Source organism: Mesorhizobium sp. LNJC405B00, from assembly GCF_000502615.1.
Taxonomy (GTDB): Bacteria; Pseudomonadota; Alphaproteobacteria; order Rhizobiales; family Rhizobiaceae; genus Mesorhizobium.
This window is the reverse complement of the sequence record NZ_AYWC01000023.1, coordinates 39,522-55,575: the sequence shown is the minus strand read 5'-3', so window position 1 is coordinate 55,575 and position 16,054 is coordinate 39,522. Positions and strand designations below refer to the sequence as shown.

11 protein-coding genes and 1 pseudogene are annotated in these 16,054 nt (G+C 61.6%); 8 read left to right on the top strand and 4 right to left on the bottom strand.

All coding sequences use genetic code 11. The features are described 5' to 3' along the window. The 5 genes and pseudogenes from X756_RS1000000169525 to X756_RS138990 form a co-directional block, all read left to right on the top strand. Positions 1–504: pseudogene (locus X756_RS1000000169525) on the top strand (P-type conjugative transfer protein TrbL); the annotation flags it as partial. A 2-nt stretch (positions 505–506) separates the two neighbouring features. Next, a complete protein-coding gene (trbF, locus tag X756_RS138975; RefSeq protein ID WP_023731494.1) occupies positions 507–1,190 on the top strand; it encodes a conjugal transfer protein TrbF in 684 nt (227 codons plus the stop codon). Continuing rightward, positions 1,187–2,326 carry a P-type conjugative transfer protein TrbG gene (trbG, locus tag X756_RS138980; RefSeq protein WP_023829991.1) on the top strand — a complete coding sequence of 380 codons (1,140 nt, stop codon included), beginning with the start codon at positions 1,187–1,189 and terminating at the stop codon, positions 2,324–2,326. Before trbF ends, trbG begins: the two co-directional genes overlap by 4 nt. Beyond that, the gene (locus tag X756_RS138985) at positions 2,323–3,567 is read left to right on the top strand and encodes a TrbI/VirB10 family protein (RefSeq protein WP_023694970.1); all 1,245 of its coding nucleotides are present in this window, start codon (positions 2,323–2,325) and stop codon (positions 3,565–3,567) included. The genes trbG and X756_RS138985 overlap by 4 nt, the downstream gene beginning before the upstream one ends. 1 nt (position 3,568) lies before the next feature. Then, positions 3,569–3,796: a DUF2274 domain-containing protein gene (locus X756_RS138990; RefSeq protein WP_023716200.1), complete on the top strand. Its 228-nt coding sequence runs from the start codon at positions 3,569–3,571 to the stop codon at positions 3,794–3,796. 56 nt (positions 3,797–3,852) lie between these two features. Here the strand turns inward: X756_RS138990 and X756_RS138995 are convergent, their stop codons facing one another. After that, positions 3,853–4,788 (bottom strand): LysR family transcriptional regulator, encoded by a 936-nt coding sequence (locus X756_RS138995; protein ID WP_023716199.1) that lies wholly within the window; start codon positions 4,786–4,788, stop codon positions 3,853–3,855. An 11-nt stretch (positions 4,789–4,799) separates the two neighbouring features. Next, a complete protein-coding gene (locus tag X756_RS139000; protein ID WP_023694972.1) occupies positions 4,800–5,795 on the bottom strand; it encodes a class I SAM-dependent methyltransferase in 996 nt (331 codons plus the stop codon). A gap of 278 nt (positions 5,796–6,073) precedes the next feature. Here X756_RS139000 and X756_RS139005 point away from each other — a divergent pair, with 278 nt between their 5' ends. The 3 genes from X756_RS139005 to X756_RS139015 all read left to right on the top strand — a co-directional run bounded on the left by X756_RS139005 (position 6,074) and on the right by X756_RS139015 (position 9,675). Then, on the top strand, positions 6,074–6,961 hold the full coding sequence (locus X756_RS139005; protein WP_023829990.1) for an AraC family transcriptional regulator: 888 nt from the start codon (positions 6,074–6,076) through the stop codon (positions 6,959–6,961). Positions 6,962–7,067: 106 nt separating this feature from the next. Beyond that, positions 7,068–8,273 (top strand): MFS transporter, encoded by a 1,206-nt coding sequence (locus tag X756_RS139010; RefSeq protein WP_023673783.1) that lies wholly within the window; start codon positions 7,068–7,070, stop codon positions 8,271–8,273. After that, on the top strand, positions 8,263–9,675 hold the full coding sequence (locus tag X756_RS139015) for a hypothetical protein (protein WP_155923635.1): 1,413 nt from the start codon (positions 8,263–8,265) through the stop codon (positions 9,673–9,675). Before X756_RS139010 ends, X756_RS139015 begins: the two co-directional genes overlap by 11 nt. Positions 9,676–9,906: 231 nt before the next feature. Here the strand turns inward: X756_RS139015 and X756_RS139020 are convergent, their stop codons facing one another. After that, positions 9,907–13,209 carry a UvrD-helicase domain-containing protein gene (locus tag X756_RS139020; RefSeq protein WP_023731491.1) on the bottom strand — a complete coding sequence of 1,101 codons (3,303 nt, stop codon included), beginning with the start codon at positions 13,207–13,209 and terminating at the stop codon, positions 9,907–9,909. Further along, on the bottom strand, positions 13,209–15,842 hold the full coding sequence (locus tag X756_RS139025) for a PD-(D/E)XK nuclease family protein (protein WP_023731490.1): 2,634 nt from the start codon (positions 15,840–15,842) through the stop codon (positions 13,209–13,211). The genes X756_RS139020 and X756_RS139025 overlap by 1 nt, the downstream gene beginning before the upstream one ends. Between the last annotated feature and the right edge of the window lie 212 nt (positions 15,843–16,054).

Sequence of the window (16,054 nt, the reverse complement as noted above, 5' to 3'; positions counted from 1 at the left end):
GTGGGCACAGCGGCCGGCGGCGCCATCGTGTCCGGAGGCGTGGCTGTCAGCAGCGGTGCTGCAACGGCGGCCCGTGGCGGTGCCGCCACCGCGGGCAGGGCATCCACAGCCTACGGCCTCGGCGCGGCGGGACAGTCAGGCTTTTCCGGCGTCGCATCCGGGCTCGGCGGTGTCATCAGCGCCGGCGCGCAGGGCGCCATCTCACCGCTGAAGCGAGCGGCAAATAATGCGGCAGGCAGCATGAAGCAGAGCTTCCAGTCCGGCGCTCGCGCTGCCTTCCAGACGACAGGCGGATCCTCCACGGCTGGCACAATCGGCGCGAACGCGCCCGAAGCCAGCTCCGCTCCCGTTGCGTCCTCCGCCACTGAAAGTCAGCCTGCCTGGGCGAAGCGCATGAAGCGCTCGCAACAGATGTCCCATGGCGTCCAGGCCGCCGCCCACGCTGTCCGCAGTGGCGACAGCCATGGCGGCGGCTCCTCGATCAACCTCTCTGAAAGAGACTAAGCATGTTCAAACGACCGTCCACGCACTACGGCAGATCCCCACAACCCGAGACGCCCTACCAGCGTGCTGCGCAGGTCTGGGACGAGCGCATCGGTTCCGCTCGCGTGCAGGCGCGCAACTGGCGGTATATGGCTTTCGGTTGCCTGGCGCTCGCCGCGGGCTTCTCCGCAGCGCTCATCTGGCAATCCGCGAAAGGCTCGATCGTGCCTTGGGTGGTGCAGGTCGATCGTCTCGGCCAGGCGCAGGCCGTGGGACCCGCGATCGGCGACTATCAGCCGAGCGATCCGCAGATTGCCTTCTACCTGGCACACTTCATCGAACAGGTGAGGTCGATCCCCGCCGATCCGGTCATCGTGCGGCAGAACTGGCTGCGCGCCTATGACTTCGCGACGAAGAGCGGGGCGCTGGCCCTCAACGACTATGCGCGCGCCAATGACCCGTTCACCAAGGTCGGCAAACAGCAGGTCGCCGTCGACGTGTCGTCGGTCATCCGCGCATCGCCGGCGAGCTTCCGCATCGCCTGGATCGAACGCCGCTATCAGGATGGATCACTCGCTTCCACGGAGCGCTGGTCGGCCATTCTCACCATTGTCATGCAGCCCCCGCGCGACGCCGACACGCTGAGGAAGAATCCGCTCGGCATCTACATCAACGCCATCAACTGGTCGAAGGAGCTTGGACAATGATGCCCGCACTCTGCAACACCGCCCCCCGGGGGTGTCCGGCTTTCCTCGTTCGCGCAATGCCGGCCTTACGCAAAATGGCCTTTCCAGCACTTCTGCTTTTGACCTCGGCGCTTGCGGGCTGTGCCACCAGGCAGAAGCCGCCGGAGATTTCCTATGACGATCCGGTCCCGGCCGTGCAGGCGGTCGATCCGCCCCCGCCCGTCAAGGTGGTGGAGCTGTCCAAGCCGCTGCCGCTTCCAGGCCAGTTGAAGCCGGTCGGCAAGGCCGCAAAGCCCGACCCGGAACCGACCGATCCGGCCGCGCGCGTGAACCTGGCCAATGCGGCCGCGCGCGTCCAGCCTGTCCGCAACGGCTTCATCAACTCGATGCAGGTCTATCCGTTCGTCGATGGCGCGCTCTATCAGGTTTATGCCTCGCCGGGGCAGATCACCGACATCGCGCTGCAGCCCGGCGAGCAGCTCGTCGGCTCCGGTCCCGTCGCCGCCGGCGACACCGTGCGCTGGATCATCGGCGATACCGAGAGCGGTACGGGCGGCGCCAAGCAGGTCCACATCCTCGTCAAGCCGACGCGCGCCGACCTTCTCACCAATCTCGTCATCAACACCGATCGGCGGACCTATCACATGGAACTGCGCTCGACGCCGTCGACCTATATGGCATCGGTTTCCTGGCAATATCCGCAGGACCAACTCATCGCTTTGCGGCGTCAGAACCAAGAGGCTGAAGCTGTGCAGCCGGTCTCGACGGGCATCGATCTTTCTCGCGTCAATTTCCGCTACGACGTGACTGGCGATCGCGCACCCTGGCGGCCGTTGCGCGCCTTCGACGATGGTAAGCAGGTGTTCATCGAATTCCCGCGGGGCATCGGCCAGGGCGAGATGCCGCCACTCTTCGTCGTCGGGCCGGACGGTGACACGTCCGAGCTGGTCAACTATCGCGTGCGCGGCAACTACATGATCGTCGACCGGCTGTTTGCCGCCGCCGAGTTGCGCTTCGGCGCCGGCAAGAACCAGCAGCGCATCCGCATCTCCCGCACCGATGGGGTGAAGAGCAGTCGATTTTCATGGATGCGTGGCCCTGGTGAGACCCCGCAAGCGACGTCCCTCCGAACAAACAGGGGAGGGTCGTCATCATGAGCGACAGATTGGATCCAGGGAAGGAAGAGGGCCGGGGGCCGGCGGATGACGCCCGGCCGGAGGCGTCGGTCGAGGATGACGCCCGGCCCCTGACAGGCGAGCCGGCCGCAGCCATGCGGCTGCGCGCCGAGCAACCGCGGGTGACGCGTCTGTCCCGCAAGGCGCTGGCCGCGTTGGGGCTCACCGCAAGCCTCGCTGTCGGCGGTGCGCTGATCTACGCGCTGCAGAACCGTCAACAAGGCCAGGGTCAGGAGCTGTACTCAACCGACAATCGCTCGACGCCCGATGGGCTCGCCGGCCTGCCAAAGGACTATGCAGGCGTCCCAAAGCTTGGCCCACCGCTTCCCGGCGATCTCGGCCGCCCGATCCTCGCCGCGCAGAATGGCGGCCCCGCGCTATCAACAGGTCCCGTTGGACTGGACCAGGAGGAGCAGCGCCGGGAGCAGGAACTGGAAGCGGCGAGGACGGCGCGCTTGTTCGCGTCCACGCAAACGCGGCCTGCAAGTGACACGACCGTCGCTCAAGTCACGACAGAAACCGTGCCACGGCCTGATCTCTCCAGCCTTGGGTTCGCGCCGCAGCCGGCCACGCCCTCGGCGCAGGACCGGCAGCGCGCGTTCCTTGATCAGCCGGCGGACAAGCGAACCGTCTCGCCTGATCGCGTCGCGGCGCCGGCGTCGAAAAACGTCCTGCAGGCGGGCGCTGTCATCGCGGCCGCCCTCATCACCGGCATTCGCTCCGACCTGCCGGGTCAGATTACCGCGCAGGTGACGGAGAATGTCTATGACAGCCCCACCGGACAAGTCCGTCTCATTCCGCAGGGGACGCGCCTCATCGGCCAGTATGACAATGGTGTCGGCTTCGGCCAGCGTCGCGTGTTGCTGGTCTGGACCAGACTGATTTTTCCGAACGGCCGCTCCATCATTCTGGAACGTCAGCCTGGCGCGGACGCGGAAGGCTATGCTGGGCTCGAGGACGGCGTTGACTATCACTGGGGCGAGCTCTTCAAGGCTGCAGCGCTCTCCACGGTTCTGAGCATCGGCGCGCAGGCAGGCTCATCGGGCCAGGAGAGCGACATCATGCGCGCTCTTCGTCAGGGTGCTTCCGACAGCATCAGCCAGACAGGCCAGCAGATCGTGCAGCGGCAGCTCAATATAGCGCCGACACTCACCATCCGACCGGGATACCCGGTGCGCGTCATCGTCACGCGCGATCTCGTGCTTGAACCTTATGGAGGCTGAAATGGCCAAGCTGAAACTGGGGCCAATCGCTGACGACAAACCTGTCAAGGTCATGGTGGAGCTTCCCGCGGCATTGCACCGTGACCTGACCGCTTATGCCGAGATCCTCGGCCGCGAAGCGGGGCACCGGCCCGCCGATGCGCCGCGCCTCATCGTTGCGATGTTGGAGCGGTTCATTGCGACGGATCGGGGCTTTGCCAGGGCAAAGCGTTCGGAAAGTGCTGGCTAAGGGCCTGGGGACCGAAGTCGAACCGGTCAGTCGCGCCTCCCATTCATGGCGTGACTTCAGAAATCGCGCCGCGGCGAGCTCCTCCATTGACAGGTCCCGGGTCGTGCTGCTGTCGCCATGTTTCTTGCGGTCCCAACCAGCCGCAAGAGCGCGCGCTTTGGGTTCGATTCAAGCCACACTGCCTTGATCCAACTGATGCTGCTCTGCCCACGGATCGGTTTCCACACTGTGGCGTCGATGGCGACTGTCCTGGCAAAACCCTCGCCCGCCAGAGTGACGCCTTGACCGAGTTGCACCTTGAGGATGACCGTTGCTTCGCTGGCGCGACATATCTGGATAGCGGGGCCACCATTCGCAGCGATATGCTCCAGCAATTGCGGATCCCGGGAGGATTCGCCTGAAACCAGCAGACACGTATCTGCAAGATCTGCCCATCTGACCGCAGGCTTTTCTGCAAGCGGATGGTAGCAGGGCAGGAGAACGAACAAACGCTCGTGCGCAAATATCTCGCTACGGCACAGGGCGGCGTTCTCAAGCCCGTGCGTGAAGACGATGTCGAGGCGCCGGCGGCGTATAGCCGCCAGGCACTGTTCGAGTGGAACGTCTTCGATCTCGACGCACACGTCTGGATGTAAACGGCCAAAACGATCGATGAGACGTGTCACGAACGTGCGCCCCATCTGGGCGCATAATCCTATCCTGAGCGTTTTGACATCCTGGTGACCGCGACTACCTCCAGCCAGTGCATCCTGCAAGCCTTCATAATGGGCCCGGACAAGATCGACCCAGGCCCGGCCTGCCTCGGTCAGCCGAACGCCATGGACGTCGCGGTCAAACAACTGCATGTCGAGCAACTGCTCGAGAGCTACGATGTTGCGGCTGACACAGGATTCCCTCACTCTGAGAACTCTTGCAGCCTGCCTGAGGCTGCCATGGTCGACAGCTGCGAAGACATGGTCCAAACGGCGGAGCGTGTTGTCGACCTGTCCCAAGGCGCAGGAGCCTATTCCTGCGCGGCAGGGACGCTAACGGGCAGGGGCGGACACAAGCTCGTTTCGTAGACGTACTCGTGCGGAATGGCCGGAGTGGCCATCTGGGAGAGGTACCGGTTTAGGTTTTCCTCGCTATTGCTCGCCGCCAGGCTACAGAAATTTCCGCTGTTCCACGTCAGTGAGCAGTAGCTGAAATGCTGGCGTATGGCGTCGGCCATCTGTGCCAAAGTCACCTCATTGCCGAACATCGTATCCAGAACGAGGGTTTGCTTCTTCTCGATTTCATCTGGGGGAAAATAGCGCGCCTTGAACCCAAAATCCTTCTGGTATTCGCGACGCCTGTAGTCCGGCTCCTCGGTTGCCCGGAACTTTTCGACGAAGACGAAGATTCCGTCCTGCTTGAGGTGCTGGGTCACGAATTCGATCTGGCTTGCTCTGTTGGGCGAGTACATCTGAAAGGTCGTATCTTCGAGAATGATGTCGAACCCGTGGGCAAAATTTGCCAGTCGCGGATCTGAACGCAGGACGTCCTTTGTCAAATGATGAAAGGGGCCGACGAAGAAGTCAGCGTGCGGCGGTTCGCCATAAGCCATGAAGCAATTGTAATTCTCCGCGTTCGGGCTGCACGACAGTGTGCGTATCTGTCCCTCCGACAGTTCGGACAGTGTCCTCGCCATCGTGCCTTCCGCTGTTCCAAGGCTGTATAGCGAATGCGGACCACCACGATCCCGTGCGTATTTCAGCATTGCGTAGGCCGTCCGGCACTCCTCCTCCAATCTGTAGGGAATGCTGCCGTGATAATGCTGGTCAAAAAAGCCTTGTCGTGCCGCATGCAGGCTGACCAGGCCGCGCAGCAGTTCATCGCTCGGCAGAAGCCGGGCGTCGGCGACGGGCTTGCGGATTGGCATCCCGCTCTTGCCAGCGGCGGTCGCCGCGAAAAAGCCTGCCAGTCCGTTGATCCGTGGGCCGTGGTCGCACTCAGCCAGAAAGTCGTCGAGTCCACGCATCGCAGTATGCCTCCAGCACCGTTCCATTGGTGAGATGCCGATACGTCGATGGGGGAAATTCCACCAAGATAAGTGGGGTCTAATATTTCACCGGGCTCAAGTATTGGCTGAGCCAACTGGTAGGCCTGCCGGATACAGGCGGCTTTCACTCGTTTGCCATTTTTTCGCTAAAGTCACATCTTCTACCAATCCAGAGTTATTTGCGTGTTGTTCAGCAACCCATGGTTCGCCACATCATGCGCCGACTGGCCGCTCGCCAGTAAGGAGGCTGCGGATACGTGAATACTCTTGCGCTCGACCCGACCCAGAATCGCCGTTCCCGGCACCAGTCGCTTACACACAAATATGAGAATTGGGGGAGCGTGCGGGCGGACGTGGTCAAAAGAACCGGGCTTGAGCGCCAGGAAACAAGAATCCTGCAGCCAAACCATTTGTTCCTGATGAACCTGAAGGGCACGGCGTGCCGCGGAGAAGACATCGTGGATGGGCGCCGGATTGCCTTTTTGCCGCGCCGGGCCGGTTCGATAATCTTCATGCCCGCCGGCAGTGATTGGAATGGGTGGGACGAGGGGGACGCGACCGCTTCCTACCTCCTAGTCTCGATTGCAAAAGAGTTCGCCGACGATGTGTTTGCGGGAACGGCTCGCCATCGCCCGGCAGTGCTGCCGCCGTCGATCGGGTTTCGGGACGGCACTGTAGAGTTGGCGTTGCAGAGGATTGCCTTGGAGCTCAAGCAGCCTGACCCCATCAGCGCAACGATGGTGGAGTGCCACGCCACGCAATTGCTCGGCCAAATGTTGAGGTTGAACGGCTTCCATCAGGAGCCGGCAAAAGGCGGTTTGTCATCGTTCGATCTCAAGCGGGCGGTGGACATGATCGAGACGTTGTCGGACGGCAGACCTACGCTCGCCGATCTGGCGAAAGAAATTGGGGTTAGCCGGTTCCATTTCTGGAGGGCCTTCAAGCAGTCGACAGGCATGACGCCGCACGCATTCATTGCGCAGCGACGGCTGGAGCAGGCCGCGGACATGCTGCGATCGACCAGTCTGTCGGCGACGGAAATCGCGATGGAATGTGGTTTCGGCAGCTCGAGCCATTTCACGACCGCCTTTAAGCGGGCATTCGGCGCGGTCCCGACGGAGTTTCGTCGTAACTGCAGAATCTAGCCCCCCGCTTGTCGGTTCTCAGCAAGTATCGGAAAACCCCAACATCACAGTAAAGCAGGCTTGGCGGAAGACGGTATCCATCGGCGGTCAGCCGGATACGCCGCTCATGTCAAACCTGGTTCGAGTTCATCATGGCAAAGGACGGGCCGGCCGGTCCAGTCCCTGCCTCGGATTCCTGGCCAGCACGCTATCGGCGGCCGTTGCCCGAAACGGCTACTACATCGCATCCGCCTGGATTCTCGTCGAGCGAGGGTACGGAACCGCCGGCGTGGCGACGTTCCTTGCGATCGTCAGCGTTGTCGAATTCATCGCGAGCCCTCTGGCCGGTGTAGCGGCGGATCGATTTGACAGGCGATGCTTGAACGTTGCGGCAGACCTCAGCCGCTTCGTCGTTATGCTGGCTACCGCTTGCGCGCTTCTCGACATGGACGTGTTTGTGATTATCTGTCTGTCAGCGGCCCTCTTTTCGTTTTGCGACCGTGTCGCGCTTACAAGCTCTCAATCAATGATCCCCGTGATAGCTGACGGCCGCGATCTTGTAGCCTCGAATTCCGCCGTCTTCTTCGTCATGCAGGTCGGCAATCTCGGCGCAGCTTTGCTTGCAGGGCCTTTGCTGCATGATCGCTCCCCAGTCCTGCCATTCACCGTTATTGCTGCCTTCTTTTTGTTTTCATCGGGCTGCCTAGCCTTGATGCGGCTGCAACCGGTTTCGCGTGATGTCCGCTTCGCCAAAATCTCGGCAGCACAATTAGATCCAAGCCTGCGTCGTCTCATCGGCGTCTACGCGCTTCTCTACACAAGCGCGGTGCTTGTCAGCGTCATGGGATCTAGCTTCGTCTTCCAGGAGCAGAAGGGTACTGCCGCGGATTTCGGCTACCTTGAGGCTGCATGGTCGGCGGGCTCACTGATCGGTGCGGTCTCTCTGTTCCGGATTGAAAGAGCGATGAGTACCCACGTGCGGCATCTCATGCTTTTGGGCTTAACGGCGCTGGTACTCATGGCGCTGGCATCTCTGCCCACGCCCTGGACAGTGATCCTTTTTGTCGCGCTCGGATTTCTATACAATCTTGGACGCGTCAGCGTTGAAGTCACATTGCAGTCGCATGTATCCATTTATCTTTTGGGCCGGGCCAAAGGCATTATGCATAGTGTGGCCGTGGTGCTCGGGTTACTCATCTTCGGCATCGCCGCCGCTGTCGGAGATCGAGCATTTCCTTCGACGATTTTCTTGAGCTTTGGCGTGGCGCTCCTCGTCAGTATTTTGTGTTTGAGCGTGGGTGTAATTCAGACACGAGAAAAAGGTGAAACGTGAGGTGGAAGAGCTAACAGCAGGCGTAGATGCGAAACAGGCAGTCCTGGGGTCGCTGACGGCACTCTACCCCTGGATGAGCCCATACCATTCCCGGCCGATCCGTGATTATGCGTTTCGCCTGTTTACGGCGCCGGCTTCGGTTCCCATGCCAGAAATCCGGCTCCGAGCCTTCACCAAACTACTCGACATCATCAGGAAGGCAGCGACACGAAACGGGTTGTCTGCCGATACCGCCTTGGAAATCTGCAGGGATTTCCAAAGGCGCCGCGTGTTGCAGACAGGCCCTCATTTGTTTCTCCTCCTGGAGCCGGAAGCCTATTATACGCATATCTTCAGCCTCCTTGGTCTCTCGGCGCATGGCTGTTCGACCTACGTTTCCTACGCCGTTTCGACGGTGAATCTCGTCGAAAAGCCACGCAAGGGACCAGGCTGGATCACCGTTGACGGCAAGCCGGTCAACGTCTTTGGCCTGAGCCGAAGCCGGATGATCGGATACAGCCTGCTAGCCGGGCCGGGACCTTACAGGTTCGAGTTGTTACCGAGGGAGCCAAATACTGGGGGAGACGCGCTCACGCTGCTTCGTAGCCTTCTGCCGAAAACGCAATTCGACCGGCCGGCGCATGCCATCAAGGCAGCCAATCTCATCCTTTGGCCAAGAATGTTCGGACACCGCTTTGCCTTCCTGCAGATCGACGACGAGGATATCGCCGACTTGGTGGCCGACCATCTGTCGGACGAAAATTCCTGGCTACGCATGAGACTGCTGGAAGACCCGAAGTTCGCCTCCAATATCCTTGCCGGCATCGATGGGCTCGCGTCCGGCCCCTGGAGTGGCTGGCTCGCGCGCGGTACCGACTTCTTCTGGCTCTACGAAAATGGCAAACGCCTTCCGCTGCGTCTGGTTGCCGGAGAGCTCATCGATCCCGCGACCGGTATGAAGGTGGCGTGCTTCACAGCCCCCGATATCCTTGAGCGGCTGGCAAATCGCAGCCTTGTCCCGAATCTCCTGCTGATGTTTCTGGTTTTGTCGATCCTGCCCGGCGTGCGCGCGCTTGGAGGCAGCTATCAGCCGATCTATTACCCCCTGATGCGCTATGTCGTCTCCCGGGCGCTTGAGGCCACAGGCGTGGATGAAGATCTTCAGCAGGCTCTCGCAAGCGACGACGTACCGGGTGCTTGGGGACATCGGGTAATTGAGTGTGATGATGATCCGCTCGAGCTATTCCTGAAGGGCAGGAACGGCGCGATGAGTGATCTCATCGGCCGTTTGGGCGACATTTCCTTCGCCGAGGCTTGTGGAAGCATGAAAGGCTTCGTGACAGACCCGTCGTGGAATGAACTTCACAGCCGACTGCGGCAGGGGTTGGTCACGCCGTCCGATGCGGAATGGGCCTTTTCCTGAAATGTCCTATGCACTTCCTATGTGTACGCCGGTTACGAATGGCAGCTTTGCGCCCCATCTCGGTCGCTGAGCCGGCGTCAACCGCATCCCAAAAGCAGACACCTAAGCGTGCTCACGAGGCGACGGTTGGCCCTGACCGTTTTGCCTAGCCGGAAATGCCGACAAAAGTGATGCCGTTGGTTCACTTTCCGCCTTCGGTTAACGAAAATTGCCGTCCGCGGCCCTTGAGTTTCAATGCGGGGGTAGGACAGCTACAATTTCGCCGGTGGTCATATAAACGATCGCCCCGCGTGGCGCCGAGGTTGCTTGAAGGTAGCCCTGCAACTGCTGGACATACGCGGCGCGGTGCAGGCCTGTGTCGCGATCGCTCTTCCAGTCGAGAACCTCCAGGACTTTGCCGTCGTTGATTGCGATTGCATCGACACGGCCGGCGAGAAGACTGCCGGCCTCTATCTCGCCCCAGATAGACAGTTCTGGCACAAGCATGGGCAAGAGACGTTGCACATACGGCATCCGGTAGGTCTGCAACGTGGTCGCCGCGAGTTCACCGAGGGCCGGGAGGGGTCCCTCTGCAGGGTCGATGGCAAGAAGCTCGTTGAGAAGACGTTCAGCGCGTGCGGCAACGTCATCCTGGGGTGAGAGTTCGCCGGTCAGAAGTTCCTCCATGAGCTTATGAAGAACCAGCCCGCGTGTCCTGCCAGCGCCAGTGGGCTCTACGTATTCGAACGCGCCGCTCGGTTCGGGTGCCATGGCCGGTGCCAGGATCTCGGCGCGATCCGCATCGTGGGCGCTGGGATTGACCCAGCGCAGCACTGGTGAGGCTGCCTGAACGATGGCGGCTTGTCGTGCGAAAGTGTCTGCGTCCTGAGGTAACGCGGCTGCGTCGAAATTGGCGGTCGTTCGTGGCTCGAGTTGGTTGAACCGCAATTCTTCAAGCAGGTCGAATCTCAGATTGAGCAGTTTCGACCACGCGCCTGGTTCGGCCGACGAAAGATTGGGAACGACCAACAGGTCGCGGGCGCGGGTGGAGGCGACATACCACATGCGCTGATGTTCCAGCGCCTGACGCTGTGATTGCTCCTCGCGAGCACGCCTAAGTGCAGAGGAGCAGACACCGCCGATGACCCAGTGCAGCGTGTTGTCGGATTGACGATGGACAAAACTCTCGGAGGGTCTTGCACGCGTGCCCATGTTGATGGGGATCACCACCGGCCACTCAAGGCCTTTGGCGCTGTGAATGGTCACGATCTCGACCGCGTCCTTCGACGCGTCGATCCGGCCCTCCTGCCGCGACGCGCGACGGTCCCAATCGAGCTGGAGATGACGGACAAAAGACCGAAGCCCCCGGACGTCAAATGGCCGCGCCAGTTCAACGATGCGATCAAGATTGGCAAGTGAGCGCGCGGCCCGGTTATTCCCGCTTCGCGCTGACAGAGCGACACGCAGCTGAAGCTGCTCTATGGCCTCGGCCAACAAAATGCGCGGCGTCGTGATGTTCACCCGCGCGCGGAGCTTTTGCAGCGCCTCGAGGATGGGACGGGCGATGCGATGGGACACCAGAGCCGGCGGTGTCGTGATGTCAAAGAGGCCAGTCGGCGAAGCGTCTGGTCCGGCTCGGTGAACCTCTTCTACGATGTCGAGCAACTCTTCGTCGCTGAGACCGACTATGGGTCCGCGCATGAAGGCGCCGAAGGCAAGCCGGTCGCGCGAATCCGCCAGCATGCGCAGCAGCGCCAGAACGTCCTGGGTCTCCTGCTGGAGCAGGAGCGTCTTGCCGGCCTGCGACGCTACGGCAAGCCCGAGCGTCTCGAGTGCCCGTTCGTAGCGCCAGAGGTCAGTGCCGGTTGGGGCGAGCAGGGCAATGTCGCCCGCTTCAAGGAGGCGCCGCGTGCCATCGTGTTCATCTTCGATTTCGATTGCGCCAACGAGTTTGGAACATATCTGCGCAACGATGGCCGCTTCCTCATCGCGCTGCTCGGGCATCCTCGCCTTTCGGCCGTCGCCAATGGTCACATGGGACGCGGAGGGCAGTCCATGCAAAGCGCCCTCGCGTGTGGCGGTGAGCGCGCCATAGCTTGGCTGACCGCTGGCATCAAGAACCGGTTGGAACACGGCGTTCACATAGTCAATGATGCCTGGCTGGCAGCGAAAGTTGGCCCCGATGTGGACGATACGGTCGTCCCCCAGGCGCGCAATCGTCCGCTTCGCCTGATTGTAGCTGTCGATGTCGGCACCACGAAAGGCATAGATGGATTGTTTGGGATCGCCGACCACAAACAGCGCCCCGTCGCGAATGTCGGCATCCTGCCAGCGATCGGGCATTGCGCGCGCCGCGATCGAAAACAGGATGCTGGCCTGGATGGGATCGGTGTCCTGGAATTCATCAACCAGAATATGCGCAAAGCGTCGACCGACAGCCTCGCGCACGATATCGTTGGTAGTCACCAGGGCGTGGGCGCGCAGCAGAAGGTCGTCGAAATCGAGGACGGCTGCGTCACCCTTGCGGTCAATGTAGAGGTCGGTGACGGGGTCGAGGGCACGTGACATCTGATCGACCATGGCGTCGCCGATCTGGCCGACGAGCTCTGCAAATTGCGTCTCACAGTTAAGGGAATGCGTCTCAGCCTGCTGGTCGAGTTCCGGGCCTTGTTCCTTGCCATAGGCCGATTTCCAATAACCGAGATTGCGCTGCTTCTTAAACGCGAACTCGTTCCATTTCATCGAGGCAGTACGCGGCGGATCGGCAAGTTCCCATAAGCGAGCAAAGGTTGGCTGCGTCTCGAAGCAGTTCTGGTAGAACGCGGCGAGGGTTTCGAACTCACCAACCAGGGTCCCGGTGCGTCGTTCCTTGGGATAGTCCGCTTGCCAGCGTCGGAAGGCACGGACGCTCTCGACAAAATCAATATCCTTGCGCAGCGAGAAGTCGACCGAAACTGTGCCGGCCCCTGGGTGTTCAAGCTTGAGCTTGGCAAGGTCGACGCTGTCCTTGACGACCTTCAAGGGTTCGAACTTGGAAAGGGTCGCGACCGGATCCTCGCCTTCCCTCGCTTGCAGAGATAGGCGGTCAAACAGCCATTTGGAGATGACGCTCTCGAACAGCGCATCGGCCGCAGGCCCATCCATCATTCGCGATCCAGGGTCGAGTCCCGTTTCGACGGCATAGGCCATGATAATCTGCTGGCAGAACGCGTGAATCGTGCACGCGGTTATCTCGTCGAAGGCATCAATTGCCGACCTGAGGACAGCCTTCCTTTCATTGAGCAGCTCAAGGGTTACAGCGCCGCGCAGGACCTTCGGGATTTCTCCTGCCAGCAGTTGGGTTGCGTATTCGCGAATGCGCAGCGACAGCTCGCTGGCGGCGAGTTCAGTGAACGTAATGGCGGCGATGCTGCGGGGCGTCGCACCGTACAACATCAGCATTACGACACGACCAGCAATCAGCGATGTCTTGCCCGTACCGGCGGCCGCTTCGACCAGCAACGTCTTGTCGAGTTCCATGAGAACACGACTGCGCTCGAGGGCATCGCTCAGCATCACCGCTCCCTCCAGAGGGGCGCGAGCTTATGCTGCGCGGTGTGGAAACCTTCGTCCTTGCGCCCCTGGTAGCGATCGAGCGCCGCAGGTAGCGCGATCCTGAGTTGGTTGTAGCCAGTGAACGCATCTGGTCCGGGATAGGCGATCCCAGCTCTGAGCCCTTCGACCGCGATATCGATGAAGCGCAGCAGCGTCTCTTGCGCTTGCTCGAGCACGTCGCCTTCAAGACGCGCCGGAGGTTCCATAGTGTCGAGGTAGACGAGACGGGAGATGATCGTGCTTGCCTCGGGGATAAGCTGTTTGATCGTGGTGGCATAGAGGGTGCGCTGAACCTCCGCTCCGCCGCCCAGGATGACGTCGCGCAGATCGCGCGGTGTCTTGCCGGTCTTGTAGTCGGACATCCGGACGCCACGGCGGTCGGGCTTCACGTCGACGCGGTCAATGCGGCCCTTCAAGAGGATGCCGAAACGGCCGATCAGGACCTCTTGGTCTTCGCGCCAGGGATCGGAACGCTTTGCGTGCGATTCTGGCGTGCCGAACGGCACCTCGCTGAAGCTGTGGGTACCAGGACCGAAGCGGTCATCGACCGTTAGTCCGCGGTGGGCCTGTCGCCGTGCCTCTTCGATCGTATCCAGCCAGAGCAACCGCGGCGGCACGGCCCGGGTCAGCGGCCATTGTTCCGCGATGCTGTTGGCGGCTGCCTCAAGCGCGCTCTCGATTTCTGCTGGCGTTGCGCTGACAAGGCTCGGCATGCGCTCGACGGCGAGGTGCAACAATTCATGCACGAGCTCACCGAAGGTCATCGCATCGAGTTGCAGCGGCTGAACCGCCAGCTCAGGCGCGGTCATCCCCAATACTCTTAGCCACACATAGCCCAAGGGATCACGCAACAGCCGCCGCAGCGACGTCGCGGATTGCGGCAAGCCCAGAGCTCGCAAAACAGCCGGATGGTCCTTTCGGAACCCGCCGTCATGTGGCGTTGTCTCAAGCCTGCGCGTCCAGTTGGTCCAGCAGGAAATGACGCTCTGCATGCGCGGCAAGGCGAGCGCATCCTCGGCGCGAGCCAGCAGGCGATCACCCTCGCTGAAGGCATGGTCCGGCGTCCTCGTGCGGGAAAGGGGACGCTCGGCAACCTGATGCTGCAGCAACCCACTCTTGGCGAGGAACGCGCCTTCGGCCGATCGCCTGCTGCGCGATAGCGTCACCTTGGAATCAGGATGGCCGGTCAGAATCTCGAAGGCCAACCGATCCCGCTCGAGGCGGGGCAGGTCGACCAACTCGCGTGCGTTGAGCACATGGTCAGGCAGGAGCGGATCCGCGTTGTCGCCACGCGGCCAGCTTCTGCTCGAAAGGCCAAGCAGACGCATGTGCTTGCGTGGCGCGCCAACCAGATCCGACGCCCGTGCCCAGACCACATTGTTGGCAGGGTCTCTACCGTCGGCGATGCGCAACGAGGTCAAGGTCATCTCCATTGCCGCCGCCGGCGCCAAACGAAGGGCCTCCTGCCAGAGCCCAAGGCTGCTGCCGCGCAGCAGCAACTTTCCAAGTTTGACCGCTCCTTTGGGGCCGTCCACAAGGTCATTAAGCACCGGCATGACGACCGTCGCGATCGGGGAACCGTCGGTCCGGGAGAGTGTCTCCAGACTTCGCGCCCAATGTACCGGCTCGAAAAGGCCCGCCTCGGTGGAAATTCCTTTCATCCAGTCAGCCGGAAGCGCCTCCGACAGGTAAGGAGACAGCAGGGACAGACGGCGAATGCGATCCTGCGACAGGCCGTTGATCATCGCATCGGCGAGCGCCGCGCAGGTCTGGCCGGCGCGCGTGCTCAAGGCTGAGACGCCGCCGGCGAAATGGATCGGGAGACCAGCGTCCGCCGCCAGGACCAGCATGTGATCATCCCACATGCTCAAATCAGCACTGGCGATCGCGATGTCGCAGGCTTGTGTCACACCATCGCTCAACAACGCGCGCGCCCAACGAAGCGCTTCAACCACCTCCGCGCGCGGGTCGGCGCAAACCTCACAGATCAGATGTTGGGGGGGATGCAGGGCGCTTCCCAGGATCGCACCGGGAAACCAGCTCCGGTCGCGCGTGCCTGCCGCGTCCCACGTGATTTCGACGACAGAGGCGAGGGCCTCGATGAGCGGCCGCCAGAGCGGGTCGACGGAAACGAGCCGGTGGAGATGGAGAGGGCCGACGACGGCGGGTGCGTGAGCGATGCGCGCAAGCGCCCGATCGCGCAGATCCCCGGGCAACAATGCGCCGATTGGGAGATGCTCGCGCAGAAAGGCTTCGATGCGACCGAGGTCGCTCAGCCTGGCCCTCGCATTGAGAGGATCGTCGAGGCGAAGGTCAGCGGCCCACACACGCTCCAGGCTTGAGAGAACAGCGCGCGCCATGCCAGGCCTCGCCTTCACCTTTTCGAGCTCGTCAAAAGTAATCTCTGCAAGTGCTTGAGCAACGATCGGCACAAGCGTTGCGTGATCGGCCGGTCGGCTGAAACCACCCGCAAGGCGCGCCGCGAGCAGCGGAACCGTAGCGACATCGAGACCGTGGTCACCTGTTCGCGCGGCTGCGACACGCTGCATGCGAAAGGCCAAGTTGCCTTCAACGACGACGGTGTGACGTTTCATGCTGAAGAGGACACTTGTTGCGGCGCTACAAGCCGGTCTTCCGACGGTAGATTCTGACGTATCGTAGATCAGGGACCCTGAACTGCAAGGCCGCCCTGTACTAAAGCACCCTGGCCACCTCCAGATTGCCTGTTAGCCGCCGTTGCGCCATTCCTGGCAGTGATGCGGGAGTCACCTCCAGTGCGGCCAGTTATGTTCACCTTCGGCCCGCT